Source organism: Agrobacterium sp. 22094 (assembly GCF_052046015.1).
Lineage (GTDB): Bacteria > Pseudomonadota > Alphaproteobacteria > Rhizobiales > Rhizobiaceae > Agrobacterium > Agrobacterium cavarae.
On sequence record NZ_JBQEPX010000007.1, the window covers coordinates 88,424 to 112,625 of the forward strand.

Below are 24,202 nucleotides of genomic sequence, written 5' to 3' on the forward strand. Positions count from 1 at the left end.
GCAAACATTCGTGGGGAACCCATGACTTCCACCCAGATTGTGGCGCTCGCCAGCGTCACGAAAGCCTATGGCATTTTTACGGCACTACATGCCACCGATCTTTCGATCGCCGAAGGCGAGTTCGTCACTCTGCTCGGACCTTCCGGCTGCGGCAAGACAACCACGCTCCGCTTGATCGGCGGCTTCGAGCAGGCCAGCAGCGGGCGCGTTGAGATCGATGGGAAAGACGTGACCCAAAGCCCGCCCTATCGTCGGCCTGTGAACACTGTATTCCAGGACTATGCGCTCTTTCCCCATATGAGCGTCGCGGACAACATCGGCTACGGTCTTAGTGTAAAATCGAACAATGTTCCGAAGTCGGAGCGCGACCGCCGCGTGGCCGATGCGCTCGCCATGGTTGGGCTCGACGGCATGGCAAATCGCCGTCCCGGCCAATTGTCAGGTGGGCAGCGCCAGCGCGTTGCTATGGCAAGGGCTATCGTCCGGCGCCCGCGTGTCCTCTTGCTGGACGAACCCCTGTCAGCACTTGATGTCAAGCTGCGGGAGGGAATGCAGGTGGAGCTCAAGCGCCTGCATCGGGAGCTCGGCATTACCTTCCTCATGGTGACGCACGACCAGACCGAAGCGCTGGCGCTGTCGGACCGGATCGTGGTGATGAACCAGGGGCGCATCGCCCAGATCGGCTCTCCCACCGAACTCTACGACAATCCGGCAAGCCCCTATGTCGCCGACTTTATCGGCGCGACAAACCTGATCGAGGCAAAGACTGTCGGCCGCGAAGGAGAAGTGACCGTCTATCGGCTGCCCAACGGCGCTGCCGTTCGAAGTCGCCGCGCGGGAACGGCAAATCCTCCAGCCGGCAGCATGGTCACCATTGGAATCCGTCCGGAACGGTTTCAGTCGGTACAGACCGAAGACACCAATGCGCTTGAATGCACAGTCCTGGAAAGCCTTTTCCATGGCGATCGAGTGCGCATCGAGCTCGAGCTCGAAGGCATCGACAAACCGCTCTTTGTAGAGCTGCCACGGACCGCGGTTCCCTCCGCGTCGGGGAGCATCGCCCCACGCGACCGGATAGTGTTTTACGTCGATCCCACCGATGTTTTAGTCTTTCCTGACGGAGGCGACCGATGACGCTGATGCGCCGGACACTGCCGGGCTTCGCCGCCCTTTTTTCGCTCCCGCTCGCCTGGGTGTTGCTGCTGCTCGTCATACCTTATGCGTTCATGATCTCGGTGAGCTTCTGGACGCGCCAGTTCCCACTTTTCTATCCGGATTTCCAGTTCGGCAACTACGCGCAGATCTTCTCCGATCCGCAGTATACCACCGTCATTCTCCGGACGTTGAAAATCGCCTTTCTGGTTACCGCCTGCTCCTTGGCGCTAGGCTATCCGCTGGCCTATTTCCTCGTCTTCACAGTCCGGTCGCCAGGGATGCGCAACCTGCTCTATATGTCGGTCATCGTGCCGCTCTGGGTCTCCTACCTGTTGCGCGCCTATACCTGGAAAATCATCCTCGGCACCGACGGGGCCCTGAACTCCCTTCTTGTTTCTATGGGAATTGTCGACGCCCCGCTCGACATCTTTCTCTATAATCAGACCGCCATGGTCGTTACGCTAGTGTATATCTTCGTGCCCTTCATGGTCATGCCGCTCTACACCGTGCTCGACAATATCCCCCGCCGCCTGATCGAGGCGTCCGAAGACCTTGGTGTCGGCCCATTTATGACCTTCTGGAAGGTTATCTTTCCCCTTTCGCTCGGTGGGGTGATCGCCGGCGCGACTATGACCTTCTGCCTCGCCTTCGGCGATTTTGTTGCACCCGTCCTCGTCGGTGGACCCGACGGCACGATGGTGGCCAATCTCTTGCAGACGCAATTCGGCGCAGCGCTCAACTGGCCTCTCGGCTCGGCGCTCGCAACCCTTGTCCTGGCGCTGGTGCTGATCATGCTCCAGGTTTCCAGCCGGCTGGACAAAGCCGGTCGCATCGACCTGACGTGAGGAGAAAACCATGCACGCTTTGAGATGGTGGCAGAAAGGCATGGTCGGCGTCAGCCTCGGCGTTCTGGCCTTCCTTTACCTGCCGATAGTGATCCTCGCGATGTTCTCCTTCAACGACAGCAAGGTGACATCCTTTCCGCTCGCCGGGTTCACGCTTCACTGGTACGAAGCGTTTCTCGCCAACGAGCAGATGCTGCGAGCGCTCGGGAACAGCCTCGTCGTCGCCCTGTTCGCAACCGCACTCAGCGTCGCCATTGGCGTGACTGCAGCGCTCGCACTCGATCGGTACACGTTTCCAGGCAAGCAGCTCTTCCAGAGCGCCATCTTGTTGCCGCTCAGCCTGCCAGGCATCGTCACGGGCATCGCCATGCTGAACTTCTACAAGCAGATCGGCATTCCTCAGAGCCTGACGGCGGTTGTGATTGGTCATGCCACTGCACTCCTCGGGGTGGTCGTTTCGCAGGTCATGGCGCGTCTTGCCAAGATCAACCGACGACAGTTCGAAGCGTCGGCCGACCTCGGCGCTACGCCGTTCGAAACCTTCCGTCGTGTGACGCTTCCGGAAATCCGCAGTTCGATCATCGGCTCGGCACTTCTCTGCTTCACGCTGTCCTTTGACGAAATCCCGGTCACCTACTTCCTGACGGGCCGTGAGGTGACACTGCCGATCTACATCTATTCCACCCTCAGGCGTGGCATCACGCCGGAAATCAACGCGATCGGCACGCTCATCGTTGCCGCGTCCTTTGTCCTCATCATCTTGTCGGTCACGCTTTTGCGCGAACGCCACCAATCATAGACTATCCAAGGGAGAGAAAGCATGGATACACTGACCCACACACTCGACTTCTGGCGCGGCAAAGCATCGTCGCTCAAATTCCGCACCCTGCACTTCATAGACGGCGCCTATATGCCGTCGGCGGATGGGCGCACCTTCCCCAGCGTCAATCCGGCAACGGGCGAGACAATTGTCGAGGTTTCGCGCGGCGGGGAAGCCGAAGTCAATCGGGCGGTCGCCGTCGCTCGCAAGGCTTTCAAATCCGGCGTCTGGTCGCGGATGGACCCGCGCGCGCGCATGGCGGTACTGGAAAAGTTCTCCGCACTTGTCGAGGCCAATAGCGAGGAATTCGCCGTTCTCGACAGCATCGATATGGGCAAGCCGGTGATGGATATGATGAATATCGACATCCCCGGCTCGGTGACATCGCTGAAATTTTTCGCGGAAACGATCGACAAGATTGAGGGTGCGGTGACCAACACCGCGGCGAATGCCTTGCACTACATCCTGCGTCAGCCGCTCGGCGTGGTGGGCATTATCGTGCCGTGGAATTACCCGCTGATGATGGCCGCCTGGAAACTCGCTCCGGCGCTGGCGACGGGCAATTCGGTGGTGCTGAAGCCGGCCGAGCAGTCGCCGCTCTCGGCAAACCTGCTCGCCGAACTCTTCATCGAAGCAGGCGGCCCGGCCGGTGTACTCAATGTGGTGCATGGGCTTGGCGAGGAGGTCGGCAAGGCTCTGGCCCTGCACAACGACGTCGACAAGATCGGCTTCACCGGATCGACCGAAGTCGGCAAGCTTCTAATGATTTATGCCGGCCAGTCGAACATGAAACGCGTTTCGACCGAGTGCGGCGGCAAAACTCCGCAAATCATTCTCGGCGACTATGACGATCTGGATACGGCGGTCACTTATGCGGTCAACGGTATCTATGGCAACCAGGGAGAGGTTTGCAACGCGGGTTCCCGCATCCTTGTCGATAAGAAACTTCATGATGATTTCATAGAACGATTTGCCGCCAGAACGAAGCAGAACTTCGTGCTTGGGGATCCGCTCGACCCGTCCACCACGATCGGGCCGCTCGTTACGGCATCACACCAGCAGCGGGTGCTCAGCTATATCGATATCGGGCGCAAGGAAGGCGCATCGCTGGCGTTCGGTGGCGGTGTGTTGGCCTCTGCACCTGCTGGAGCCTATGTGGAGCCAACCCTTTTTACAGGCGTCAACAACGGGATGCAGATCGCGCGGGAAGAAATCTTTGGGCCGGTCGCCACAATCATTCCGGTAAACGGCATCGACGACGCAATCGAGATTGCCAATGACTCGATCTACGGATTGGCCGCTTCAATTTGGACCCGAGACATATCCAAGGCCCATATCTTCGCCCGGGACATCGAGGCCGGTGTCGTCTGGGTCAATTGCTTCGACCACGGCGACATGACCTCCATCTGGGGCGGGTACAAGCAGACCGGGAATGGCCGCGATAAATGCCTTGAGGCATTGACGCAGTACACCCAAACAAAGTCGGTCTGGATCAATCTAGGATAGCAAAAATGGACTGCTGCGCTAACGCAGCAGTCCAGTCTTTTATCGCGGCGGTATTTTATGATGAGGAATATTGAAGATCTAATACAGAAATGGAGCATAGGAGATAAGGAGCTTGGTGCGGAGGTTGTTGACCTCCTGGAAGAACATCTGCGTGGCGCCCTGATCAAGACTATCAGGCGGTTACACCGTTGTTGATCGACAACTCAGGGATAGAACCGCACGAAGTCTTCGCCATTAACGGCGGCGTGGTCCAGTCCTTCGACATCGATGACAACCAATCGCTGCATAAGCTCTTTGAGTCTAAGGTCTGCGAAGCGTGCCATCTCATGCGAGCGCTGGCAGGCTTTGAGAGCAGGTAATTGTGGAGGGATAAGCTGCCTCTGGTTGACAGACCTTTAAATATCTCGCCAATTTTCCCACCGAGCACCGCGAAGTTCGGCGAACTGCCCTCATGAGGCTTGCCGAAAGGAAAATCTACCCGGCGCGGGGTTCCAGGTCCAGGATGAGAATGATAATCGGCGGCGGCGATCGCTGGAGGGCCGTAAAGTGGCCTTATGCGATGAAGTATGTCTTTCAGGAAGTTAAGATATCTGAACGACCTGTCGCCGGTTCGATTCGCTTCAAGAGCTTCACTATACCTAAAAAGCCTGAAATCACCGGCTGATTTGCAAAAATCCCCCAGCACTTTTGCCATTTGATGAATGTTACGAAGCATATAATGTCCATGAATACCACCAGCGCGATAAGATCGCGGCGATAATCGGAAGCCAGTTAGACCCCGTTCCCATGATGAAATCCTCCCTCGATCATATCCCGCATAGAAAGCAGCGAGAGCTCGCGCGTGCGCTGGAGATCCTGCACGAGGAGTTCGAAGATGCGCTGAACGAAGGCACGGCCGACTTCAAGAAGCGCGGACGCATTCTCAAGATCATACTGTTCGGCTCCTACGCCCGCGGCACCTTTGTCGATGAGCCCCATACGATGAAGGGCTATCGCTCGGATTTCGATTTGCTGGTGATCGTCAACAATCGCAAGCTGACCGACCATGCGACCTATTGGTACAAGGCGGCTGACCGGATTATCCGCGACAGCTTCATCGAAACGCCAACGCAGTTCATCGTTCACTCACTACGTGAGGTGAACAAGTTGCTGAAGGAAGGCCACTATTTCTTCTCGGATATCCGAAAGGACGGCATAGTCCTTTATGAACTGGATGACGAGCCGCTGGCTGAGCCGAAGCCTCTGACAGCGGGAGAGCGCCTGAGAGTGGCGCGGGAGCATTTTGATGAAAGGCTTGAACTTGCTCTCTCGTTTATGAAAGTCGCGCGCTTTTGTATCAGTGAAAAAGATCTTCGGCTTGGCGCTTTCGAACTGCATCAATGCATCGAGCAAGCATACTCCTGCGTCATCCTGACCCTAACCAACTACGGGCCGGCCTCCCACAATATTAAGTTCCTTCGCTCTCTTGCCGAGGAGCAGGATCTGCGCCTTGTGGAAGCGTTTCCACGCGATCACCACCGTCAAAGAGCTTGGTTCAACACGATCAATGAAGCTTACGTTAAGGCTCGATATTCGAAGCACTTCAAGATCAGCGAAGAGGCGCTAGTCTGGCTGGCTGAACGCACCGAGCATTTGCTCGAATTGGTGAAGGCTCGTCTGTGACGAGCATATCGAAAAGCTACAACGAGATGTTAAGCCTAGTTAGGCTCCCGCATCCAGGCTGCAACTCTAGAGTATTCCTCGGTTTTCGCGACCACCAATTGCCGCAACTTTGCTTAAAACGGCCAAACTTCCCTCAAAAAACCGCCGTCACGCCGACAGGCCTTCTACTCGGCAGACTCAACGAAGCTGATCTCGGTTTTGCTCGAGAGAATGATATGGAGGTCTCGGATCATACCGGCGGCGCGAAGGAAAGCATCCCGGACTTCTTCCTCGCTGTGCCATCCATTTTCGATAGAGAGAGCGAGAGTGTGAATGTCGAGAACTCGGTCGCGACCGGGACCCGACGGCATGCCAATCGTTTCGCGTAAGTCGCGGATCGTCGCCACTGCCCGCTCAAGCATCCGTCGCATTTGATACGTGTCTAAAAGGCCAAGTCTGTTGGCATCGAACACGAGTTCAGCAATGAATTTATTCGTCAGTGTCATGGTCCGAATGTCATTTGGCACGGAGCTAGCGTCAATATTAATCCAGCTAACCCGGTGCTCCAGACGATTGTTTCGAATTATGCTGTGACGACGGCGCATCAGCCGGTCCCTTCCAATGGTAACTTTATCGGTTGCGCTCAAAATGAACCGCCGCGCCACAGCCTCCGAACTACCAACGAGCGATCTTTCATCCCGTTGCCTTGTCCGACTGCCCGGCGGCACGCAACAGCGCCATGAGCACAGGCCCTAGCGAAAACTCGCCACGCTTTGCCCTGTTCGTGAGATCTCGCAAATATCCGCCAGGCGAATTGATATGACCACCGCGCTCAAGGATACAGGCGATTGTCACCGCCGCATTTTCCGGCCCCATCGCCTCGCACGCCTCCTGATACGCGGAGGGGCTAACACCCAACATCGATCTCACTACCACCGCGGCCGTCATGAGTTCGCGCCAGTTACTGATCTTGCCATCGGGACCGTAGTTGGAGATTTCAGGGCAAGCCCGAAGTACAAGTCCGATAGGGAACGCCTTGATCGGCACACTTTCGGCTCGCTTCTTCTCGCTCGGCTTCGCTCCCTGCTCTTTTTCAGAGCTAGGTTCAAGTTCATTAAGGGGATTGGTATTTGAATTCTGTACGTGACGCTCATTATGAGCATCATTGGTGCTCGTATTTGCAGAAATATCTTCGAAATTCAGGAGTTTGAGTACATCCTGACGCAAGACGCTCATGTCAGCGGCAATATTCCTCAGATCGTTGAGGGTAGGATTGCGTGGAATCCGTCTAACAAGGTCAAGATAGCGCTCTTCCATTCGAACCCAGTCACCGACAGCACCCTCTTCAAGTGCAGCCGATATCAGCTTACGGATGTCGCGCCGGCAGATCGTCAGGGCCTCTTTTTCCCGACGAAACGCTAACCGCTCTGCAGCTACCTGTTGAGCGAGCAAGGCGAGTTCTTCCGCGCGCGTCAAGAGCGGTGAAATATCGAAGCCATAGGCGTGCTCTATCGAACCATCTTCGTCCTTGCGCGCGTATCGCTTACCGTTTGCGCTATCCTTGCGAATGATCAGGCCCGCTTCGACAAGAAGAGCCAGATGCCGGCGCAGCGTTGCACCTGCAATGCCATGAGCACGAATGGACAATTGAATGTTCGATGGGAAGACGACCAGTTGCGCATCCTGGCGTAATTCGTTTTCTGGGTAGAAGCTGAGCAGCGCGTCGAGCACCGCGAGGCTGCGATCCTGTAGCCCTAGCGTTTCACGCGCCTCTGACGCGTCACGGAAGACCTTCCATTTGTCGGCTGTTTTGCCCTGCTTGATTTTCGTCGTGGCTATCTGCCGCTTCACAAGCGCAAGCGTTACCGGCCGCCGCCCAAAAGGCGTCGATACCTGTCCGTCTTCCATGTCCTCGCCCCATCAAAAAGGCAAAAGAAGAACGCTCACCAAAACGGTGCCAAATACTCTTGACTGGGATTCAGGGAAATGCGATTCTCTCGTTGTCACACATCGAGAAGGGCTTCCATGACGGCAACGTTTCGGGGGCCTTTTTCTTTTGCGCGTTTTCCTTCCTTTGAAGTCAGTTTCTCGGTTGGCTTGCAACCAGATTAATCTTTTGATCGCTCACGCTCGAAGCGCTCCGCCAACTCTGGCAGTGTCGCCTCAATGAATGAGAGGAATTCCGCGCCGGCAATGGTGCTGGCTGAGATACGCATATCTTTTTTGGTCCGCACGAACCTACCGAGCTCTCGCCCAGCAGTGTTTGCAATCATGGTGCCGGTGCTTTGAGCCGGCTGCGATGTCCGCAGTGCATTGAAAGCCGCGAGGAACTTCTGGTCAGAAGCCTGGCGTTTAGCCGTTGCCTCAGAAAGCGCCAAGCGCAGTTGGTCATGCAGTTCGGTTTGCTCAGAAAAGATTTTGGCAAACTCAGCCCACCTTGGACGTCCAACCTTCGGAGCTCGGCCGATCGCTTCGATAACGTCTAGCGGAACCGTGCGATAGACGGCACGCATTCTCGCAAGTTCGGGATCATCAATCGATAGCGCGGCCTTGATATCGCGTGGCTTGACGTCGGCGTCGTCCATGCGAGAAGCAAACAATGCGCGCTCGATCCAGGTGAGATCCTGGCGGTCGGCATTCTCAATACCTTGCGAAATAACCAGCTCGACATCGGAGATTTCGACTTCGATCGCCTTGACCGGAATCCCGAGTTCCTTGGCTGCACGTAGACGGCGATGGCCGTAGATAACCTGATATCTGTCCGGCGAATACGGGGACCGGCGAACCTGGATAGGGACCTTCTGACCCTCTGATTTGACCGAGTTGCGAAATGTCTCGAAATCCGACGCGTCGTCATCGGGTAGACGATCGGGAAATGGCGATGGGTCGATCATGGAAGGATCGATTTCGCGGATGGCGCCACCACCCGATTCCAGAAGCGCTTTCAGGCGATCGCGCTCGGACTTTATGTCGTCGATCGCCCGATGCGCCGCGCCGATGACACCAGCGCCGACGCGCGTAGGGACTGGCGCAGCTGGCTGCTGAGGCGTCTCAGACGCCGTCGTCGAGAGTCGATTTTCGAGCTCAGCCGACAACAAACCAAAATTCGCAACGATGGATTTACGCGACGACTTAGAGGTCATGTGCGCCCCCAGCTATTGTTGATGAGTTTTACGATCGCTTCATTGACGGCATCGACCGCCTCACGAGCGCGCTTATGCGTGTCACGGCCGATCTGCCCCATCTCAAGCTCATAAATAGAGCGTTTCGCGAGCCCTGCTGCCTCTACAGCAGTGCTTTCGATCAGAGTCGGGAGAAGTACGTCTGACCCAAAGAGGTGACGCATCATAGCAACGACCTGCGACTGCGGCGCATCATTGGGATCGTGACGAGTGACCAGATAGCGAATGAAATCCTGATCGAGCTTGGCGCCACTCTCGTTCAAGACGCTGATCAAGTCGCCCATCATCAAAAGGAATTGGCTCATCGATGCCACATCGAGCATCGCCGGATGAACGGTGATAATCATGCTGGTGGCAGCATAGATCGCGCTCAGCGTCAGGAAGCCGAGAGATGGCGGAGTATCCAGAATGACGACATCGTAATCTGCATCGACCTCCGCGAGTGCAAGCTTCAGACGCTCGAAGAAGATTGCTCCGGAGCCAGATTTTTGCGCCAGAACCCGCGGTGTTTCATGCTCATATTCCATGACCTCGAGGTTACCTGGGATCAGGTCGATGCCATCGAAATAGGTTTTGCGAATGATGTCGCGGATCGGCCGGCGTTCCGTTTCGTCGTAACGCAGTGCGGCGTAGATGGTCTCGTTTGCACCGACGTCAAACTCCGGCTGCGCACCGAAGAGAGCCGACAGCGATGCCTGCGGATCGAGATCGAGTGCAAGCACGCGATAGCCCTGCAGAGCAAGATAGTGCGCTAGATGGACACAGGTCGTGGTCTTCGCACTACCGCCTTTGAAGTTTGCGATGGCGATAACCTGGAGATGCTCGCCGGGGCGCCTTCTTGGGGAGAAACGGAGCGCTTCAGATGGCTTTTGGCCTGCAAAGAATTCCCGCAGCTCGTTGATCTGTGAAAGGGAGTAAACGCGGTGATTGTTTTCAAGGCGGCCCGGCAAAGGCCCGCGACCCTCACTCGACATGAGTTTGAGAGTGGAATCAGGTATGGAAGTAAGCTTGGAAACTTCATTTGTGAGGAATGGACGCAGGCTCTTCTCCGACTTCGGAGGATACATGCGCGTGCGGAGTTCCTGCAATTGCTGGGACAAAAGGCTAGCGTGCCGCGCGATCTTGCTGCCGGCATCTTCCTTCTGTCCACCTGTCATCTCTGCTCGTTCCGCTATCGCCATAATTTCCTCTTGGCGGGCAATTGCCGGTTTGCCGACTTCAACCCGCCAAAGGTACATCACGATTCTGCGTTGTCGTCCAGCGTTATAGCGTTAACGAAACCTTAATCCACCAGTATAACGCGAGTGGCTCCAGTCCGTTATCGTCGTTCCAATTCAGCAACTTAGCACCATTTAAACCAGAATTTATGACGCAACCGCTACTAGCACATTTGCTAGTAAGTTGCGCCGCAAGCCGCCATTTCACGTCAGTCCGAAGCGCCACAGTTCAGTATGAGGCGGCACACCGATTCGGGACGAATATCGAAAGCAGTAATAGACGCTTCTCACTCGACGACCGTCACGATCGTCGCCGCCACTTGGTTGCGTAACGACAGGGGATCGGCCCGGCTCAACCTGGAGCTTACGGCCGGGCCAGGGTCAATATCGTCTATTTCCTCAGGGGCAGGCACGCGAACAACAATTCAGAAATGGCATAGCGACGCTGATCACTAACACTTTTGCCAGTGGATTGATCGACCGGCCATATCGCAACCTTCTCCAATCACATGAGAGGAGCTTTGCCAGACCCATGACGGACATCGAGTTGAGCAGCAGGCACACGAAAGGCACAACCTTTTCCTCAAGTGAGCCGCAGCAATGACGCGTCCTTCCTCACTGCCGCGCCTCATCCGGAAATTAGAAGACGCTCTTGGTAGCCAGGTGTGCGACGCTTTAAGCGATCCCAACGTCGTCGAGGTAATGGCAAACCCCGATGGTAGACTCTTCATTGAGCGTCTCGGATCCGGCATATCCCAAGCGGGCAAAATTACCGTAGAGGCCGCGGAAACGGTCATCGGCAGCATCGCTCATCTGCTCGGATCAGAAGTCGATGACGCGCGTCCGATTGTATCGGGTGAACTGCCAATAGGCGGACACCGCTTCGAAGGGCTGCTGCCCCCCATCGTTTCTGCGCCGACCTTCACGATCCGACGACGCGCGTCCCAGCTCATCAGGCTCGATGCCTATGTAGCAAGCCAAGCGATGACGTCTGCCCAGGCCAGAATTATCCGGAACGCCGTGACATCTCGCCTGAACATACTTGTGTCCGGAGGGACCGGCTCGGGCAAGACGACACTTGCCAATGCGATCATCGCAGAAATCGTAGATCAGGCACCAAACGACCGATTGGTCATCCTTGAAGATACCGCGGAGATTCAATGCGCTGCGGACAATGCTGTCAGCCTGCACACCAGTGACGCAGTCGACATGTCGCGTCTCCTGAAAAGCACAATGCGCCTGCGACCAGATCGGATCATCGTTGGCGAGGTCCGTGATGGCGCGGCGCTTACCATGCTGAAGGCCTGGAATACAGGGCATCCGGGCGGTGTCGCGACGATCCACGCAAACAGCGCACTCTCCACCCTCCAGCGCCTTGAGCAGCTGACTGCCGAGGCCAGCCACCAGCCGATGCAGGCTGTTATCGGAGACGCGGTCGATCTGGTCATTGCGATTGAGCGAACCGCAAAAGGCAGGCGCGTCAGCGAAATTGTTCACATAACCCGCTTTGCAGAGGGCCAGTACGAGACGGAAGCCTTCGCAGAGGAGAGCCGAGATGCCGCATAAGAGATCACTCCTGGCGCTTTCCGCCATGGCCTTGTCTGTTGCTTTCGCTACTTCCCCCGCCTTTGCCAGTTCCGGAGGAAGTCTTCCTTGGGAAGGGCCGCTTCAACAGATTCAGCAGTCAATCACTGGCCCCGTCGCCGGCTATATCGCATTGGCAGCCGTCGCAATCGCCGGCGGAATGCTGATCTTCGGTGGTGAGCTCAACGATTTTGCTCGTAGGCTGGTCTATGTCGTCCTGGTCGCTGGCATCTTGCTCGGCGCGACGACGATCGTCGGCCTATTTGGCGCCACAGGTGCGTCGATCGGCATGCCGAAAGAGCGGGTCACGCAGGTCGTTTCGGACGGAGCGGGGGAGGAGGCGTTGTGAGCCTCCAACGCAATCGTATCCATCGCGCGCTGTCACGTCCAAACCTCTTGATGGGCGCCGACCGTGAACTGGTGCTGATCACCGGGCTTGCAGCCGTGATTTTGATTTTCGTCGTGCTGACCGTCTACTCGGCGCTCTTTGGCGTGGCCATATGGATCGTCATCGTCGGTCTGCTCCGCATGATGGCCAAATCCGATCCGCTGATGCGGCAAGTCTATGCCCGTCACATTTCCTACAAAGCCCACTATCGGCCAACGGCCTCGCCGTGGCGCAAATACTAGAGGTGTCCCGATGGCTGCCCTCACATGTTTCCGCGAGACCGGCCCCTCGTTCGCTGATCTCGTTCCCTATGCCGGGCTAGTCGACAACGGCGTGCTCCTCTTGAAGGACGGCAGCCTTATGGCCGGATGGTACTTCGCAGGCCCGGACTCCGAAAGCGCAACCGACCACGAGCGCAACGAGCTATCCCGGCAGATCAATGCGATCCTCTCGCGTCTGGGAACAGGCTGGATGATCCAAGTCGAAGCGGTCCGCGTGCCGACCGTTGATTATCCCTCGCCAGCCCAGTGCCATTTTCCAGATCCCGTCACCAGCGCCATCGATGCCGAACGCCGGACCCATTTCCAGCGCGAGCAGGGGCATTTCGAGAGCAAACATGCGATCATTCTCACCTACCGGCCGCTCGAGTCGAAGAAGACGGCACTAAGCAAGTACATCTATTCGGACGAGGAGAGCCGGAAGAAATCCTACGCCGATACCGTCCTGTTCGTGTTCCTCAACGCGATTCGGGAAATCGAACAGTATCTGACCAACACCCTGTCTATTGCCCGCATGCAGACCCGCGAGGTCCGCGAGAGAGGTGGGACACGGATCGCACGCTATGACGACCTCCTGCAATTCGTTCGATTTTGTATCACGGGGGAGAGCCATCCGGTTCGCTTGCCCGACGTCCCGATGTATCTCGACTGGCTCGTGACGGCAGAGCTAGAGCATGGTTTGACGCCGAAGGTCGAGAACCGGTTTCTCGCGGTGGTCGCCATCGATGGCCTGCCAGCCGAGAGCTGGCCCGGCATTCTCAACAATCTCGATCTGATGCCTGTGACCTATCGATGGTCGTCACGGTTCATCTTCCTCGATGCGGAAGAGGCGCGCCAGAAGCTCGAACGCACGCGCAAGAAATGGCAGCAAAAGGTTCGCCCTTTTTTCGACCAGCTTTTCCAGACGCAGAGTAGATCGGTCGATCAGGATGCTATGACTATGGTCGCCGAGACCGAAGACGCCATCGCTCAAGCCTCGTCCCAGCTTGTAGCATACGGCTATTACACACCGGTCGTGATCCTATTTGATGAAAACCGCGACACCTTGCAGGAAAAGGCGGAAGCCATCCGTCGACTGATCCAGGCGGAGGGGTTCGGCGCACGCATTGAAAGCCTGAACGCGACGGATGCGTTTCTCGGCAGTCTGCCGGGTAACTGGTACGCCAATGTCCGTGAGCCGCTGATTAACACAAGCAATCTGGCGGACCTCGTTCCGTTGAACTCGGTATGGTCAGGCAATCCGGTGGCGCCATGCCCGTTCTATCCGCCTAATTCACCGCCGTTGATGCAGGTGGCCTCGGGCTCAACGCCGTTTCGTCTCAACCTGCATGTCGACGACGTCGGCCACACCCTGATCTTCGGACCGACGGGCTCGGGTAAATCAACCCTTCTCGCTCTCATCGCCGCGCAGTTCCGCCGATACGAGTCCGCGCAAATCTTCGCATTCGACAAGGGCAACTCGCTCCTTCCACTGACGCTTGCTGCCGGCGGCGACCACTACGAGATCGGCAATGACATGAGCGGGGAGGGGAAAGAACTAGCGTTCTGCCCGCTCTTTGATCTTTCAACGGATGGCGACCGAGCCTGGGCGACCGAGTGGATCGAAATGCTTGTCGCTCTCCAGGGCGTCACCATCACGCCGAACCATCGCAATGCAATCTCACGCCAGATCAGCCTGATGGCGACAGCACCTGGAAAATCGCTGTCGGACTTTGTCAGCGGCGTGCAGATGCGAGAGATCAAGGATGCCCTTCATCATTATACCGTCGACGGGCCCATGGGTCAGCTTCTCGACGCGGAAGAAGACGGCCTCACGCTTCGCGCGTTCCAATGCTTCGAGGTTGAAGAGCTCATGAACATGGGCGAGCGTAATCTCGTCCCTGTCCTCACCTACCTGTTCCACCGGATAGAGAAGCGGCTCGATGGCTCTCCGAGCCTGATCCTTCTCGATGAGGCTTGGCTGATGCTCGGTCATCCCGTGTTCCGTGACAAGATCCGTGAGTGGCTCAAGGTTCTCCGCAAAGCCAATTGCGCCGTTGTTCTGGCGACGCAATCCATCTCCGACGCCGAGCGCTCCGGCATCATCGACGTGCTGAAAGAATCCTGCCTGACCAAGATCTGCTTGCCGAATGGTGCCGCGCGTGAGCCGGGCACCCGCGAGTTCTATGAGCGGATTGGTTTCAACGAGCGCCAGATCGAAATCGTCTCGGGCGCCATCCCTAAGCGCGAATACTACGTCGCCACGCCACACGGACGGCGGCTTTTCGACATGTCGCTCGGGCCGGTGACGCTGAGCTTTGTGGGCGCATCCGGAAAGGAAGATCTGAAGCGGATCCGTGCGCTGAAGGCGGAACATGGCCAGGATTGGCCTACCCATTGGCTTGAATTGAGAGGAGTTCACGATGCCACGTCGCACCTCAACGTCCAGTAGCTGGATCATCATAACCATGACCGCGGCAATCGCGCTGTCGCCTATTGCTTCCGCCCATGCCGGGTCTGCGACGGGCGCTGCCACTGAATGGACCCAGCTTGCCAACAACGCGCAGCTAATCGACCTCCTGAAAAGCTCCGGAATTCAGGTCGACAATCAATTGACCCAAATCACTCAACTGGCCGAGCAGATCCAGAACCAGCTGAAGATATACGAGAACATGCTGCAGAACACCGCACGGCTACCCGACAACATCTGGGGCAAGGTCGAAAGCGATCTCAACCGTCTGCGCAGCATTGTCGATCAGGGGCAAAGCATTTCATTTTCAATGGGCAATGCCGACGATGTCCTTCAACAGCGGTTCAAGAGCTATTCGGACCTGAAGACCAACCTGCCGAACGCCGAGACATTCTCGAACACCTATCAATCGTGGTCGGACACGAACCGCGACACGATCGGCAGCACACTGAAGGCTGCGAGCCTCACAGCGGATCAGTTCGACACGGAGGAGGGCACGATGAGTTCGCTGCGATCCATGTCGGAGTCGGCCGATGGACAGATGAAGGCGCTCCAGGTCGGACACCAGATCGCCGCCCAGCAGGTTTCCCAGATGCAGAAGCTGCGTGGCCTGGTTTCCCAGCAGATGACGATGATGGGCACGTGGCTTCAAAGCGAGCAGTCGGACAAGGACCTCGCGCAGGCCAGACGAGAGAAATTCTTCAATGCCGATGTTTCCACGATCCCAAGCGGACAGAAGATGGAGCCACGCTGGTGAGCCGCTCAGTCCTCATTGTCACGGCTCTGGTCATACTCGCTGCAGCGACTTCCGCCACGACCTTCTATTTCGTCCATGCAAACACTCCGGCGTCATCAAAGATAAGCGAGGAGCAACGGGTCACTCGTGAGAAATTCTTCGGCACAGCCAGGGAGCTGCCCCCGATCGAAAAAGGTCAGGAGATGCGTCCGAGATGGTGAAGCGGAATCTCGAGAAGGCTGTCTTACTCGGAGGCATTGCCTATTTTACCCTCTCCACCCTAGCGTTTGCACAGCATGGGCAAGTTCTGACAGAGCTCGAGAACCAGGTTTCTGCTGCCGCTAAGGGATGGGAGATAACCATCATGGATGCCGCAAGGTCACTGTTCTGGATCCTTGCGGGGATCGAGGTCGGTATCGCCGCGGTCTGGCTTGCTATACAGGCCGCATCCCTTGAGAGTTGGTTCGCCGAACTCGTCCGTCGGATCATGTTCGTAGGCTTCTTTGCGTTCGTTCTGAGCCAGGGCCCAGCATTTGCGAGGAGTGTCGTCGACAGTCTCTACCAAATCGGCGCAGGGGGCGGATCTGCCTCACCAGCCGAAGTTTTCGACGCCGGTATCCGCGTAGCATCGCAGATGTCCACGCAGGCTAAGTTCGGGGTTTTCGAAGACAATGTGCTAGCTATGGCCGCAGTCCTAGCAATGGGCATCGTCGTCATATGTTTCTCACTTGTCGCCGCAATCTTCGTCTCCGTTATGGTCGAAATGTATGTGGGGCTGCTCGCAGGGATGATCATGCTCGGTCTTGGCGGCTCGTCCTTCACCAAGGATTTTGCCATCCGCTATTTGGTCTATGCCTTTGGCGTCGGCATGAAACTCATGGCGTTGGTCATGATTGCAAAGATTGGATCGGAGGTTCTTCTCGGCCTGGCTCAAGCACCGACAGCGGAATCCGATCAGTTCATCACCACGCTCGCGATCGCGGGCATTTCGGTGGTGGTGTTTATCATTGCCATGTACGTCCCCAACATCATCCAAGGTGTCGTTCAAGGAGCATCGGTCACCGGCGGAATGGAAACCATCCGGCACGGCGGACAATCGGCATCGCCTGTTCTTGGTGGGACGTCGCTCGCGGTTGCGGCTCTTCGCGCTGAAGCCGCTGCAACTCAGTCAGCACGCGCATCAGGATCCTCTGTGTTCGGTGCAGAATTTCGCGGTGCGGGAGCCGGGGCCACGTCTGCTGGTAAAGCAGCCGGCTTGGCCGCAAGGGAGAAGGCGATCGGTTCGCCCGGAGCCTATGCCGGTTCGACCATGGGGTTGGCCAACGCCAAGCTCGATCAGAGCCGAACCGGACAAAGCGGTCCCAAAACGCCGCCAGAACGAAACGACAAGTAATCATCAGAAAGGCGACACGCGATGGCAGCAAACCGGCCGCCCGATAGTCCCTACCTTGCCGCGCGGCAGGAATGGACGGAACGATATGGATCCTACGTCCAGTCCGCGCGGGCATGGCGGATAGTGGGGATACTTGGACTGTCGATGGCCGTGATCGGCTTCACCTATGCCATGTATCTCAGCACACAGGTCAGGTTGGTGCCCTACATCGTTGAGGTCGACAAGCTCGGCACGTCGGTTACAGCCGGCTTCCCCCAGCAGATCGAGTATGCCGATGCCCGCGTCGTGCGCGCGACGCTGGGCAATTTCATCACGAGCTTGAAGTCGATCACGCCCGACGCGGTGGTGCAAAAGCAATATATCGACCGCACCTATGCTTTACTCAGAACATCGGATCCCTCGACCCAGAAGATCAATGCCTGGTTTCGCGGCAATTCGCCGTTCGAAAAGGCCAAGACATCGACTGTCGCCGTTGAGGTCAACAACATCGTGGCGCTGTCCAACCAGACCTACCAGATCGACTGGACCGAATACGAGCGCGATCGCAAGGGCAAGGAGACCGGCACGCGCCGCTTTCGCGGCATCGCGACGGTCGCGCTCACCGCGCCACAGGACGAGGCGATCATCCGCCTCAACCCGATCGGTCTTTATGTCCAGGACTTCGAGTGGACCGCACAGCTTTAAGGGCAGGGAAATTCACATGCACAGAACAGGATTGATCGCGGCCGCCGGCTGCATGGCCGGACTCGTCCTTGCGGACTGCGCGATAGCGCAGAGCATGACGTCGAACGAGGTGAAGGGGACCAACATCTCGCGCAAATGGCGGGGGACGCCCGGTCTCGTGACGACCGGGCCCGATGGGAAAGTCATCTTTCTGTTTGGCGAAACCCAGCCCTCGGTTGTGTGCTCACCGCTTCAGGTTTGCGACATCGAGCTGCAAGGCGGCGAGATCGTCCGAGACGTGCTTGTCGGTGATACGGTCCGCTGGAAAGTCGAGCCGGCGACATCAGGGGCAACCGGCGGGCAGGCGATCCACCTGATCGTCAAGCCGTCAGAGGCCGGCCTCGTCACGTCGATGGTCGTCACGACCTCTCGGCGAACCTACCATATCCAGCTCAAATCCCATCCCAGCCAGTACATGGCTCGGATCGGTTTCGAGTATCCAGAGGATGTATCGACCAAGCTGCCTGACATCAATGCCCGGCTTGAGACCGGCGGCATTCCGGGAAGCTCACCGGACAAGCTGAACTTCTCCTATTCGGTTAGAGGCAGCGCGTCGTGGCGGCCAAAGCGCGTCTATTCCGACGGCACCAAGACCTACATCCAGTTTCCCCGATCAATCTCGGGCCAGGATGCACCAGTGCTGTTCATCGTCAGCGGTGGCCAGAACCGCATCGTCAACTATCGCATGAAGAACGACATGATGATCGTCGACTACGCCGTTGACAAGGCCGTGCTCGTCTCAGGTGTTGGTTGGCGACAGCAGAAGATCACGATCCGTCGGGGAGGCTGAAAATGAAGAAGACCACAGCTGCTATCATGATCGCCTCCATCCTCTCCAGTTGCCAGACAACGGAAGAGTCGTTGAGCACAAGCTCTACTACGATCGCCGTCACCGGCGGCACCGCAAGTGCAATCGCTGGCGACATGGCAAGCCGCCTTGCCGAAAAGGTTGGTCCGGCCGCGACTACGACCCTGAAGATGGACAAGGATACATCCGACTATGCGGCTGCGCTTGAGGCTGCTCTGAAAGGATGGGGATACTCGGTCATTACCGACGGCAAGGTTGGTAAGGATCAAAAGCCCGTCGAGGTTGCGTGGTCGATCGACAGTTTCGACGGACAGGTCCTTGCCCGGGTCAGCACACCGGCCATCGCGCTCGGACGCGCCTACACGGCGACATCAGGCGGCGCCACGCCGGCCAGTCCGCTTTCGATTATGCAGCGAAACTGAGGGGAAGAGAGATCATGGTTCAATCGCTCCAGCTCGGTACGGCGGGTAATGCTGACGATGAACAGAGCATGCGGCGTCTAAATCGCCTGCCGATCATCGTCGTGATCGTCATCATAGTTCTATTCTTTGGAGTCGTGATTGTCGGCCTGTCATGGCGTGGTCTTTCCTTCAATCGTGGAAACGAACTCGACACTAGCTCCGCGACACCGGCGACCACATTTGGCGATCAGCTGAAACGAGGCGTGACGGACGGGATCATCGGCGAACCGGAGCAACGCGAAGTGTTTCAACCGACGCCGGTCGTTGTCGAACGCGAGCCCGTGAGAGATGCTGTCGTGGAGCGGCGAAACGAGATTCGGACGGAACGGCAATCGCAGCTTGAGCCGGAAGCCGAGTGGAAGGCGCGGCTGAAGCGAGAACAGGACGAGCACGTCATTCGCGAAACCCAGCGTCAGAGGATGGCAAGCCTCCAGGCACGGGCAACAGCGCTCGATTCTCCGCTTAAGGTTGACGTTTCCGAACTCCAGAAGAACGCTTCCGAAAGCAGGACGGACACCCGGCAACCGCTCAATGCCACGACGAACAGTGCATCCGATCTCTATACCGCCGCGATGAGGTCCGGTCTGCTCGGACAGAATGTCGATCAAAACGGTCAGACTTCGAAGGAAGACTTTTTCAATCAGGACATCAAGGATCTTGGCTACCTACCGAACCAAGTGGTGCCGCAGCTCTCGCCCTACGAGTTGAAGCGTGGATCGGTGATACCGGCCACGATGATTACCGGCTTGAATTCAGATCTCCCGGGCAGGATTTCGGCGCAGGTCAGCCAGAATGTCTACGACAGTGCCACCGGCTACCGGCTGCTGATCCCGCAGGGAGCGAAGCTATTTGGTCGGTATGACTCCAAGGTATCATTCGGCCAGGAGCGGGTACTCGTCGTTTGGACCGACCTGATCTTCCCTAACGGGTCAACGCTTCAGATCGGCGGCATGTCCGGGACGGATGCCGAGGGGTACGGGGGTTTCAAAGACAAGGTTGATCGTCACCTCTGGCGCACCTTTGGGTCCGCCGCGCTTGTTGCCATCATCGGCACGGGGATCGATATGTCGATGCCGGAAAGCTCGACGCTGGCCACACAGGATACAGCTACTGATGCGGCACGCCGGAATTTTGCCGAGAGTTTCGGAAGAGTGGCCGAGCAGACAATTTCAAAGAACCTAAATGTACAGCCTACCATCAGGATCCGACCTGGCTACAAATTCAACGTGTTAGTCGATCAAGACATCATTTTTCCGAACTCATATCGCCAATAGAATGCACCTCGTTTTAAATCGCTCATCTCCAATGTAATTGAACCGCGGTGGATGCGATTGTGCGCCTCGCCTCCGTTTAAGAGCTATCGGCCCTCGATTAGGCGTACTGCCATACATGAGTGCAGCCTCGCTGCGCTCAGACCGTCGCTGAACGTGGGAAGCGCAGCCCCTCTGTCATCGTGATAGATGAGATTGCCCAACCGCCTGGTATGTGCCACGTCGAACTGGACCCTCAACTAAGAGGCGTGAGCAAAACGCTTTTCCTTGTCAGGCAGATGTTCTCAGTCCGCTTGTTTTGACAGCTCGTGGAATGGCCTCTTCAGTTCCCACACGAAGCCTATTATATGTTCTCCACAAGGAGAACAATTATGACCCGGTTGGTTCGCTTCTACACGCCTGCGGAAGCAGCCGCCGTCAGCGAGATCGCCGTGAAATCGGTGCACAACGCAATCGACAAACGGATCATCGCCCGGCGCCTTGCTAAAGATGAAGGGCGAGCACTGTCTGACGATGACCTACTGCGGCTCAAGCTATGGTATGGGGTCGGCTCGATCCTGTCAGCCGAGCGTCGCCAGAGACTCTTCGACACGATAGACCAGAATCCGGATGCCGACACTGTTCGAGCGGATGACTATCTGATCGTGGACGTCGCACGCGCACGCCAACAGCTTGCGGCACGTGCGGAGGCACTTCGGGAAGCGGAGCGGGTTATCGAAAGCGTAAAGGGTGTTCTTGGCGGCGAGCCGGTGTTCTGCAAAACGCGCGTTCCGGTCAGGGCGATCGCCGCCATGAAGGCCCAGGGCACAACCACTGAGGAGATTGTCGAGGGCTATCCTTCGCTCACCGCGCGCATGGTCGAACTCGCGGAGATCTGGACTGCCGCTCACCCGGCACGAGGCCGGCCTCGCAAACTCTCAGACCTTGGCGCGACCGTGAAATCTGCAAAGCGTCTCTCACTTCCGAAGGCCATCATCAAAACTTCCGGCAGCTAATATCGTTAAGTTCCTGATTGTGAATGCCTGCACACCTCTCTCGTGGCCGTTGCTCAAGATAACGGCCACGATGGCTTCCATGTGAACTGGTCGGGATTGAGCGGTGAAAAGGATTGGGATCTGATGCCTCGCAATGTTGCGGAGGACTACACCTTCGTCACCAACAACGCGCGATTTCAGAAAACTCTACGGCAGCGAAGAGATCCATGCCGGCTTGGTCATCATCGTGCCTCAAGTCGTTCCGGCATCGCAGCGCGACCTATTCACACTCATCTTGGAGGAGATGGTAAGCGGCGAAGAACTTCTGAACGAGGTGATCGAGATCACCATCGAGGGCGATGAGGCGGTTATCACACGGTACTCTCTGCCGGCAATCTGAGAACATCCCAACTCGCCCATTCCAGAAGCTCAGGTCCAGTCCGGCCACTATTTCTGTCCTCCGACCCTCGTTAGATCGATCCGGATGCCGGCGTCGTCGGGCTTGATCGGCGTTTCGGAGGGTGCATCATCCTTGGCCTTGTCAGCATTCTCGACCTCCACCTCCGACCGCTGCACGACCGCTCCACCCGGATCCTCAGCTTGAAACACGCTCTCACCCTCGAACTTACCGGTTCGCCAGGCGTGGATCGCGTCATCGAACAGCTGCGGAAAAACCTCTTCGCTGGTCGGGTTGCCGTACCACTTCGCAACGATCCGAAGGATCTTGGCGAACATCCTTGTGCCCATCCTCAGATTGGCGCAGGGCTCGACCAAATCGACCTTTAACTCAGAAGCATGCTTCAGACCAATGCCCGCCGGGATCTGGGTGAAACCAACCCGCACGATAGAGCCAGCGATGTTTTCACGGACGATCTCGATCGCTTCCTCGGGTGTTTTCGGTTTGGGAATGAGTATCAGACGGCCACCGGACTTCACCGTTATGGCAAGCGGATCGTCCGAACCGACCGCCTGGACAAACTGCTCGACGATTACAGGCTTCAACGAAGGATCGGCACATTCCTTGATCAACGCAGCATCAAGCATGCAAACTCCATGTTTCAGATGTTGAATGAGATGACGAGAGGAAGATCAAACAGGCGGGCCCAAGCCTCGCTGCTCGCCCGTTGAATGTCGATGATCGACGTCCCCGCGGTCCACCAACCGTTTCCGACTGCAATGATAAGGTCGGGGCGGTGGAATGCCGATTGCAAAACTGGCCAGACGAGGAGTTGTTCGTAGCAGATCAGCGGCGCGACTTTTGAAGTGCCGACCTCTACGACGGGATTCGCGAAGAAATGTGCCCGCGCGCCAGATTCATCATCACCACCAATCCAGGCTCTCCAAGGTTGCCACATCGATCCGGGCACCGGCATTCGCTCCCGGTAGAGAACCTCCGTCTTCCCAGCGGATATTCTCACGAGCACGTTGTCGTAGCCGGGACCATCGATGAGGGCCGCTCCAGCGATGACCGTGATATCGGTCCCGGTGAGCCCTTTCTGCCAGAAGCGAGCGACTGTCGGCGTCCAGAAACCGAGAGCACTCTCCGGCAACAGAACAGTTGTGCCAGGCGGCTGGGCAAGAGCAACGTCGATCAGCTCCTTTTGCCGATTGAGGCTACCTTCGCGTCCTAAAGACGCGCCCATTTTAAGGTCGACACCCATCCACGACGCAGGTAGGTTTGGTGGCGTCCACTGAGCGGCGGACCAGAGCCAGAAGCCTATCATGGCCATGGCTGCAGCCGGCCTGTATCGCGTTGTCATGACGGCGAGGCCGGCTGCCATCACTATCAGACCACACCATCCCCACCTTGGGAACAGAACGCCTGCGGCGGTGATCGGATGCGCCCATCCCAGAATGCCAAATGGTGGAACCGCCATCACCAGACACGCGGCGACGTATCGCGAAGATTTCTGCCAGCCCTCGCGATTGGTCCAGAGCACCAAATGGACTGTCACATAGACGGAAGAGGCGGCGAACCAGAGCAGGAGTCCGGGCCAGATATCGTGACCATAGAAGTTCGCCACGCCCCCCGGTAGTCCACGCGATGCAGCGAGGAAATACGCTGCGGAGATCCCGGCCGCCTGAAGTCGCGTCCGTGCGAGGGACCAAAGTACGGGGAAGGCACATGCAACGGGGAGAAGGAGCGCATGACTGCTCCAACCGATCCATCCGGCGCCAGCCGATAATGTGAAGAGGACACCCGTTCGGAGGAAATCACGGTGCATAGGTCCAGACCTCCTGCGCCAATCCGAGGATGCCAGCCATCGACAAAGGACCAAAGTACCGGCTATCGAACGAACCCGGGAACTCGGAATGGAGAAAGACCGTGCCGGGCGGAACGACACCACCGACATAAGGCGTCATCTCGCGCCCTTGGCCATCCATGCGGGAAACCCTCGAATGAGGGAGCGGGCGGCCATCGACGCGCACGACGTCACTGATTTGGATCGCCTGTCCGGCTGTCGCAACAACCGTTTTGATCAATGGCGCGACGAGGCCTTCGCAGAGCCCGTAGCGGAGATATCCCCGCGCCCGCGCCTTGCGCATCGCGTCGGTGTCCGGTGGGCAAATGAAGACTAGATCACCGACCAAGATCGGGCGATTGGGCTTGACAATCCGCCACAAACCCAAGGGCTCGCTGGGTGTAAGATTAACCCGAAAACCTGCACCTCCGAGAAGCAGAATGAGGCCAAGCGTTATCAAGCTGACGCTGCAGAACCGATAGAACCAGACGAGCCGTCTCATGCGCCAGGGCACTCTTTGTCGATGGT

Annotated in this window: 25 protein-coding genes and 1 pseudogene; 18 read left to right on the forward strand and 8 right to left on the reverse strand. The window is 57.3% G+C overall.

The window, feature by feature from the left end; all coding sequences use genetic code 11:
- Window positions 1-21 precede the first annotated feature (21 nt).
- From ACTJK5_RS21705 to ACTJK5_RS21720, 4 genes are read left to right on the forward strand one after another with little or no spacing between them, the layout of a single operon-like run.
- On the forward strand, window positions 22-1,134 hold the full coding sequence (locus ACTJK5_RS21705; RefSeq protein ID WP_440613217.1) for an ABC transporter ATP-binding protein: 1,113 nt from the start codon (window positions 22-24) through the stop codon (window positions 1,132-1,134).
- Window positions 1,131-2,000 carry an ABC transporter permease gene (locus ACTJK5_RS21710; protein ID WP_440613218.1) on the forward strand — a complete coding sequence of 290 codons (870 nt, stop codon included), beginning with the start codon at window positions 1,131-1,133 and terminating at the stop codon, window positions 1,998-2,000. The genes ACTJK5_RS21705 and ACTJK5_RS21710 overlap by 4 nt, the downstream gene beginning before the upstream one ends.
- A 10-nt stretch (window positions 2,001-2,010) precedes the next feature.
- Window positions 2,011-2,799 (forward strand): ABC transporter permease, encoded by a 789-nt coding sequence (locus ACTJK5_RS21715; protein WP_440613219.1) that lies wholly within the window; start codon window positions 2,011-2,013, stop codon window positions 2,797-2,799.
- Between the two features lie 21 nt (window positions 2,800-2,820).
- The gene (locus ACTJK5_RS21720) at window positions 2,821-4,326 is read left to right on the forward strand and encodes an aldehyde dehydrogenase (RefSeq protein ID WP_440613220.1); all 1,506 of its coding nucleotides are present in this window, start codon (window positions 2,821-2,823) and stop codon (window positions 4,324-4,326) included.
- 172 nt (window positions 4,327-4,498) lie between these two features.
- Here the strand turns inward: ACTJK5_RS21720 and ACTJK5_RS21725 are convergent, their stop codons facing one another.
- A complete protein-coding gene (locus ACTJK5_RS21725) occupies window positions 4,499-5,041 on the reverse strand; it encodes a hypothetical protein (protein WP_440613221.1) in 543 nt (180 codons plus the stop codon).
- Between the two features lie 71 nt (window positions 5,042-5,112).
- On the opposite strand from ACTJK5_RS21725, the pseudogene ACTJK5_RS21730 reads away from it, so the two are divergent.
- Window positions 5,113-6,031: pseudogene (locus ACTJK5_RS21730) on the forward strand (nucleotidyltransferase and HEPN domain-containing protein).
- A 121-nt stretch (window positions 6,032-6,152) separates the two neighbouring features.
- Here the strand turns inward: ACTJK5_RS21730 and ACTJK5_RS21735 are convergent.
- The 4 genes from ACTJK5_RS21735 to repA all read right to left on the reverse strand — a co-directional run bounded on the left by ACTJK5_RS21735 (window position 6,153) and on the right by repA (window position 10,330).
- On the reverse strand, window positions 6,153-6,473 hold the full coding sequence (locus ACTJK5_RS21735; RefSeq protein ID WP_440613222.1) for a hypothetical protein: 321 nt from the start codon (window positions 6,471-6,473) through the stop codon (window positions 6,153-6,155).
- Window positions 6,474-6,660: 187 nt separating this feature from the next.
- Window positions 6,661-7,875: a plasmid replication protein RepC gene (repC, locus tag ACTJK5_RS21740; protein WP_440613223.1), complete on the reverse strand. Its 1,215-nt coding sequence runs from the start codon at window positions 7,873-7,875 to the stop codon at window positions 6,661-6,663.
- A 200-nt stretch (window positions 7,876-8,075) separates the two neighbouring features.
- Entirely contained in the window at window positions 8,076-9,110 is a 1,035-nt protein-coding gene (gene repB / locus ACTJK5_RS21745) for a plasmid partitioning protein RepB (protein ID WP_440613224.1), read from the reverse strand.
- Complete coding sequence (gene repA / locus ACTJK5_RS21750; RefSeq protein ID WP_162746234.1) at window positions 9,107-10,330, reverse strand: plasmid partitioning protein RepA; 1,224 nt, start codon at window positions 10,328-10,330, stop codon at window positions 9,107-9,109. Before repA ends, repB begins: the two co-directional genes overlap by 4 nt.
- Before the next feature lie 636 nt (window positions 10,331-10,966).
- Between repA and trbB the strand changes: the two genes are divergently transcribed.
- From trbB to ACTJK5_RS21815, 13 genes are all read left to right on the forward strand, one after another.
- Entirely contained in the window at window positions 10,967-11,932 is a 966-nt protein-coding gene (gene trbB / locus ACTJK5_RS21755) for a P-type conjugative transfer ATPase TrbB (protein WP_113327748.1), read from the forward strand.
- Window positions 11,922-12,299 carry a TrbC/VirB2 family protein gene (locus ACTJK5_RS21760; RefSeq protein WP_296081864.1) on the forward strand — a complete coding sequence of 126 codons (378 nt, stop codon included), beginning with the start codon at window positions 11,922-11,924 and terminating at the stop codon, window positions 12,297-12,299. The genes trbB and ACTJK5_RS21760 overlap by 11 nt, the downstream gene beginning before the upstream one ends.
- Entirely contained in the window at window positions 12,296-12,580 is a 285-nt protein-coding gene (locus tag ACTJK5_RS21765; protein ID WP_113327750.1) for a conjugal transfer protein TrbD, read from the forward strand. The genes ACTJK5_RS21760 and ACTJK5_RS21765 overlap by 4 nt, the downstream gene beginning before the upstream one ends.
- Window positions 12,581-12,590: 10 nt before the next feature.
- Window positions 12,591-15,047 carry a conjugal transfer protein TrbE gene (locus ACTJK5_RS21770; RefSeq protein WP_440613225.1) on the forward strand — a complete coding sequence of 819 codons (2,457 nt, stop codon included), beginning with the start codon at window positions 12,591-12,593 and terminating at the stop codon, window positions 15,045-15,047.
- Window positions 15,019-15,822: a P-type conjugative transfer protein TrbJ gene (trbJ, locus tag ACTJK5_RS21775; RefSeq protein WP_440613226.1), complete on the forward strand. Its 804-nt coding sequence runs from the start codon at window positions 15,019-15,021 to the stop codon at window positions 15,820-15,822. The genes ACTJK5_RS21770 and trbJ overlap by 29 nt, the downstream gene beginning before the upstream one ends.
- Window positions 15,819-16,022, forward strand: coding sequence for an entry exclusion protein TrbK (gene trbK, locus ACTJK5_RS21780; protein WP_440613227.1), 204 nt, complete (start codon window positions 15,819-15,821; stop codon window positions 16,020-16,022). Before trbJ ends, trbK begins: the two co-directional genes overlap by 4 nt.
- The gene (gene trbL / locus ACTJK5_RS21785) at window positions 16,016-17,194 is read left to right on the forward strand and encodes a P-type conjugative transfer protein TrbL (protein WP_440613228.1); all 1,179 of its coding nucleotides are present in this window, start codon (window positions 16,016-16,018) and stop codon (window positions 17,192-17,194) included. The genes trbK and trbL overlap by 7 nt, the downstream gene beginning before the upstream one ends.
- 21 nt (window positions 17,195-17,215) lie before the next feature.
- A complete protein-coding gene (locus ACTJK5_RS21790) occupies window positions 17,216-17,878 on the forward strand; it encodes a conjugal transfer protein TrbF (RefSeq protein ID WP_062597696.1) in 663 nt (220 codons plus the stop codon).
- Between the two features lie 16 nt (window positions 17,879-17,894).
- Window positions 17,895-18,707 (forward strand): P-type conjugative transfer protein TrbG, encoded by an 813-nt coding sequence (trbG, locus tag ACTJK5_RS21795; RefSeq protein WP_440613229.1) that lies wholly within the window; start codon window positions 17,895-17,897, stop codon window positions 18,705-18,707.
- A 2-nt stretch (window positions 18,708-18,709) separates the two neighbouring features.
- Window positions 18,710-19,147 carry a conjugal transfer protein TrbH gene (gene trbH, locus ACTJK5_RS21800; RefSeq protein ID WP_112360123.1) on the forward strand — a complete coding sequence of 146 codons (438 nt, stop codon included), beginning with the start codon at window positions 18,710-18,712 and terminating at the stop codon, window positions 19,145-19,147.
- A 14-nt stretch (window positions 19,148-19,161) separates the two neighbouring features.
- Window positions 19,162-20,460, forward strand: a complete 1,299-nt coding sequence (gene trbI, locus ACTJK5_RS21805; protein ID WP_440613230.1) for an IncP-type conjugal transfer protein TrbI — start codon at window positions 19,162-19,164, stop codon at window positions 20,458-20,460.
- A gap of 368 nt (window positions 20,461-20,828) precedes the next feature.
- Complete coding sequence (locus ACTJK5_RS21810) at window positions 20,829-21,452, forward strand: DUF433 domain-containing protein (RefSeq protein WP_440613231.1); 624 nt, start codon at window positions 20,829-20,831, stop codon at window positions 21,450-21,452.
- Between the two features lie 81 nt (window positions 21,453-21,533).
- The gene (locus ACTJK5_RS21815; protein WP_440613266.1) at window positions 21,534-21,794 is read left to right on the forward strand and encodes a hypothetical protein; all 261 of its coding nucleotides are present in this window, start codon (window positions 21,534-21,536) and stop codon (window positions 21,792-21,794) included.
- Between the two features lie 84 nt (window positions 21,795-21,878).
- Here ACTJK5_RS21815 and ACTJK5_RS21820 read toward each other — a convergent pair whose 3' ends face one another.
- From ACTJK5_RS21820 to traF, 3 genes are read right to left on the reverse strand one after another with little or no spacing between them, the layout of a single operon-like run.
- Window positions 21,879-22,475, reverse strand: a complete 597-nt coding sequence (locus ACTJK5_RS21820; protein ID WP_440613232.1) for a TraH family protein — start codon at window positions 22,473-22,475, stop codon at window positions 21,879-21,881.
- A 14-nt stretch (window positions 22,476-22,489) separates the two neighbouring features.
- Window positions 22,490-23,656, reverse strand: a complete 1,167-nt coding sequence (locus ACTJK5_RS21825; protein WP_440613233.1) for a conjugal transfer protein TraB — start codon at window positions 23,654-23,656, stop codon at window positions 22,490-22,492.
- Window positions 23,646-24,176: a conjugative transfer signal peptidase TraF gene (traF, locus tag ACTJK5_RS21830; RefSeq protein WP_440613234.1), complete on the reverse strand. Its 531-nt coding sequence runs from the start codon at window positions 24,174-24,176 to the stop codon at window positions 23,646-23,648. Before traF ends, ACTJK5_RS21825 begins: the two co-directional genes overlap by 11 nt.
- Window positions 24,177-24,202 lie beyond the last annotated feature (26 nt).

What these genes read in the sequence shown, in the direction of transcription:
- ACTJK5_RS21705 (WP_440613217.1), top strand. Translation starts at nt 22, where the DNA reads ATGACTTCCACCCAGATTGTGGCGCTCGCCAGCGTCACGAAAGCCTAT.
- ACTJK5_RS21710 (WP_440613218.1), top strand. Translation starts at nt 1,131, where the DNA reads ATGACGCTGATGCGCCGGACACTGCCGGGCTTCGCCGCCCTTTTTTCG.
- ACTJK5_RS21715 (WP_440613219.1), top strand. Translation starts at nt 2,011, where the DNA reads ATGCACGCTTTGAGATGGTGGCAGAAAGGCATGGTCGGCGTCAGCCTC.
- ACTJK5_RS21720 (WP_440613220.1), top strand. Translation starts at nt 2,821, where the DNA reads ATGGATACACTGACCCACACACTCGACTTCTGGCGCGGCAAAGCATCG.
- ACTJK5_RS21725 (WP_440613221.1), bottom strand. Translation starts at nt 5,041, where the DNA reads ATGCTTCGTAACATTCATCAAATGGCAAAAGTGCTGGGGGATTTTTGC.
- ACTJK5_RS21735 (WP_440613222.1), bottom strand. Translation starts at nt 6,473, where the DNA reads ATGACACTGACGAATAAATTCATTGCTGAACTCGTGTTCGATGCCAAC.
- repC (WP_440613223.1), bottom strand. Translation starts at nt 7,875, where the DNA reads ATGGAAGACGGACAGGTATCGACGCCTTTTGGGCGGCGGCCGGTAACG.
- repB (WP_440613224.1), bottom strand. Translation starts at nt 9,110, where the DNA reads ATGACCTCTAAGTCGTCGCGTAAATCCATCGTTGCGAATTTTGGTTTG.
- repA (WP_162746234.1), bottom strand. Translation starts at nt 10,330, where the DNA reads ATGGCGATAGCGGAACGAGCAGAGATGACAGGTGGACAGAAGGAAGAT.
- trbB (WP_113327748.1), top strand. Translation starts at nt 10,967, where the DNA reads ATGACGCGTCCTTCCTCACTGCCGCGCCTCATCCGGAAATTAGAAGAC.
- ACTJK5_RS21760 (WP_296081864.1), top strand. Translation starts at nt 11,922, where the DNA reads ATGCCGCATAAGAGATCACTCCTGGCGCTTTCCGCCATGGCCTTGTCT.
- ACTJK5_RS21770 (WP_440613225.1), top strand. Translation starts at nt 12,591, where the DNA reads ATGGCTGCCCTCACATGTTTCCGCGAGACCGGCCCCTCGTTCGCTGAT.
- trbJ (WP_440613226.1), top strand. Translation starts at nt 15,019, where the DNA reads ATGCCACGTCGCACCTCAACGTCCAGTAGCTGGATCATCATAACCATG.
- trbL (WP_440613228.1), top strand. Translation starts at nt 16,016, where the DNA reads ATGGTGAAGCGGAATCTCGAGAAGGCTGTCTTACTCGGAGGCATTGCC.
- ACTJK5_RS21790 (WP_062597696.1), top strand. Translation starts at nt 17,216, where the DNA reads ATGGCAGCAAACCGGCCGCCCGATAGTCCCTACCTTGCCGCGCGGCAG.
- trbG (WP_440613229.1), top strand. Translation starts at nt 17,895, where the DNA reads ATGCACAGAACAGGATTGATCGCGGCCGCCGGCTGCATGGCCGGACTC.
- trbH (WP_112360123.1), top strand. Translation starts at nt 18,710, where the DNA reads ATGAAGAAGACCACAGCTGCTATCATGATCGCCTCCATCCTCTCCAGT.
- trbI (WP_440613230.1), top strand. Translation starts at nt 19,162, where the DNA reads ATGGTTCAATCGCTCCAGCTCGGTACGGCGGGTAATGCTGACGATGAA.
- ACTJK5_RS21810 (WP_440613231.1), top strand. Translation starts at nt 20,829, where the DNA reads ATGACCCGGTTGGTTCGCTTCTACACGCCTGCGGAAGCAGCCGCCGTC.
- ACTJK5_RS21820 (WP_440613232.1), bottom strand. Translation starts at nt 22,475, where the DNA reads ATGCTTGATGCTGCGTTGATCAAGGAATGTGCCGATCCTTCGTTGAAG.
- ACTJK5_RS21825 (WP_440613233.1), bottom strand. Translation starts at nt 23,656, where the DNA reads ATGCACCGTGATTTCCTCCGAACGGGTGTCCTCTTCACATTATCGGCT.
- traF (WP_440613234.1), bottom strand. Translation starts at nt 24,176, where the DNA reads ATGAGACGGCTCGTCTGGTTCTATCGGTTCTGCAGCGTCAGCTTGATA.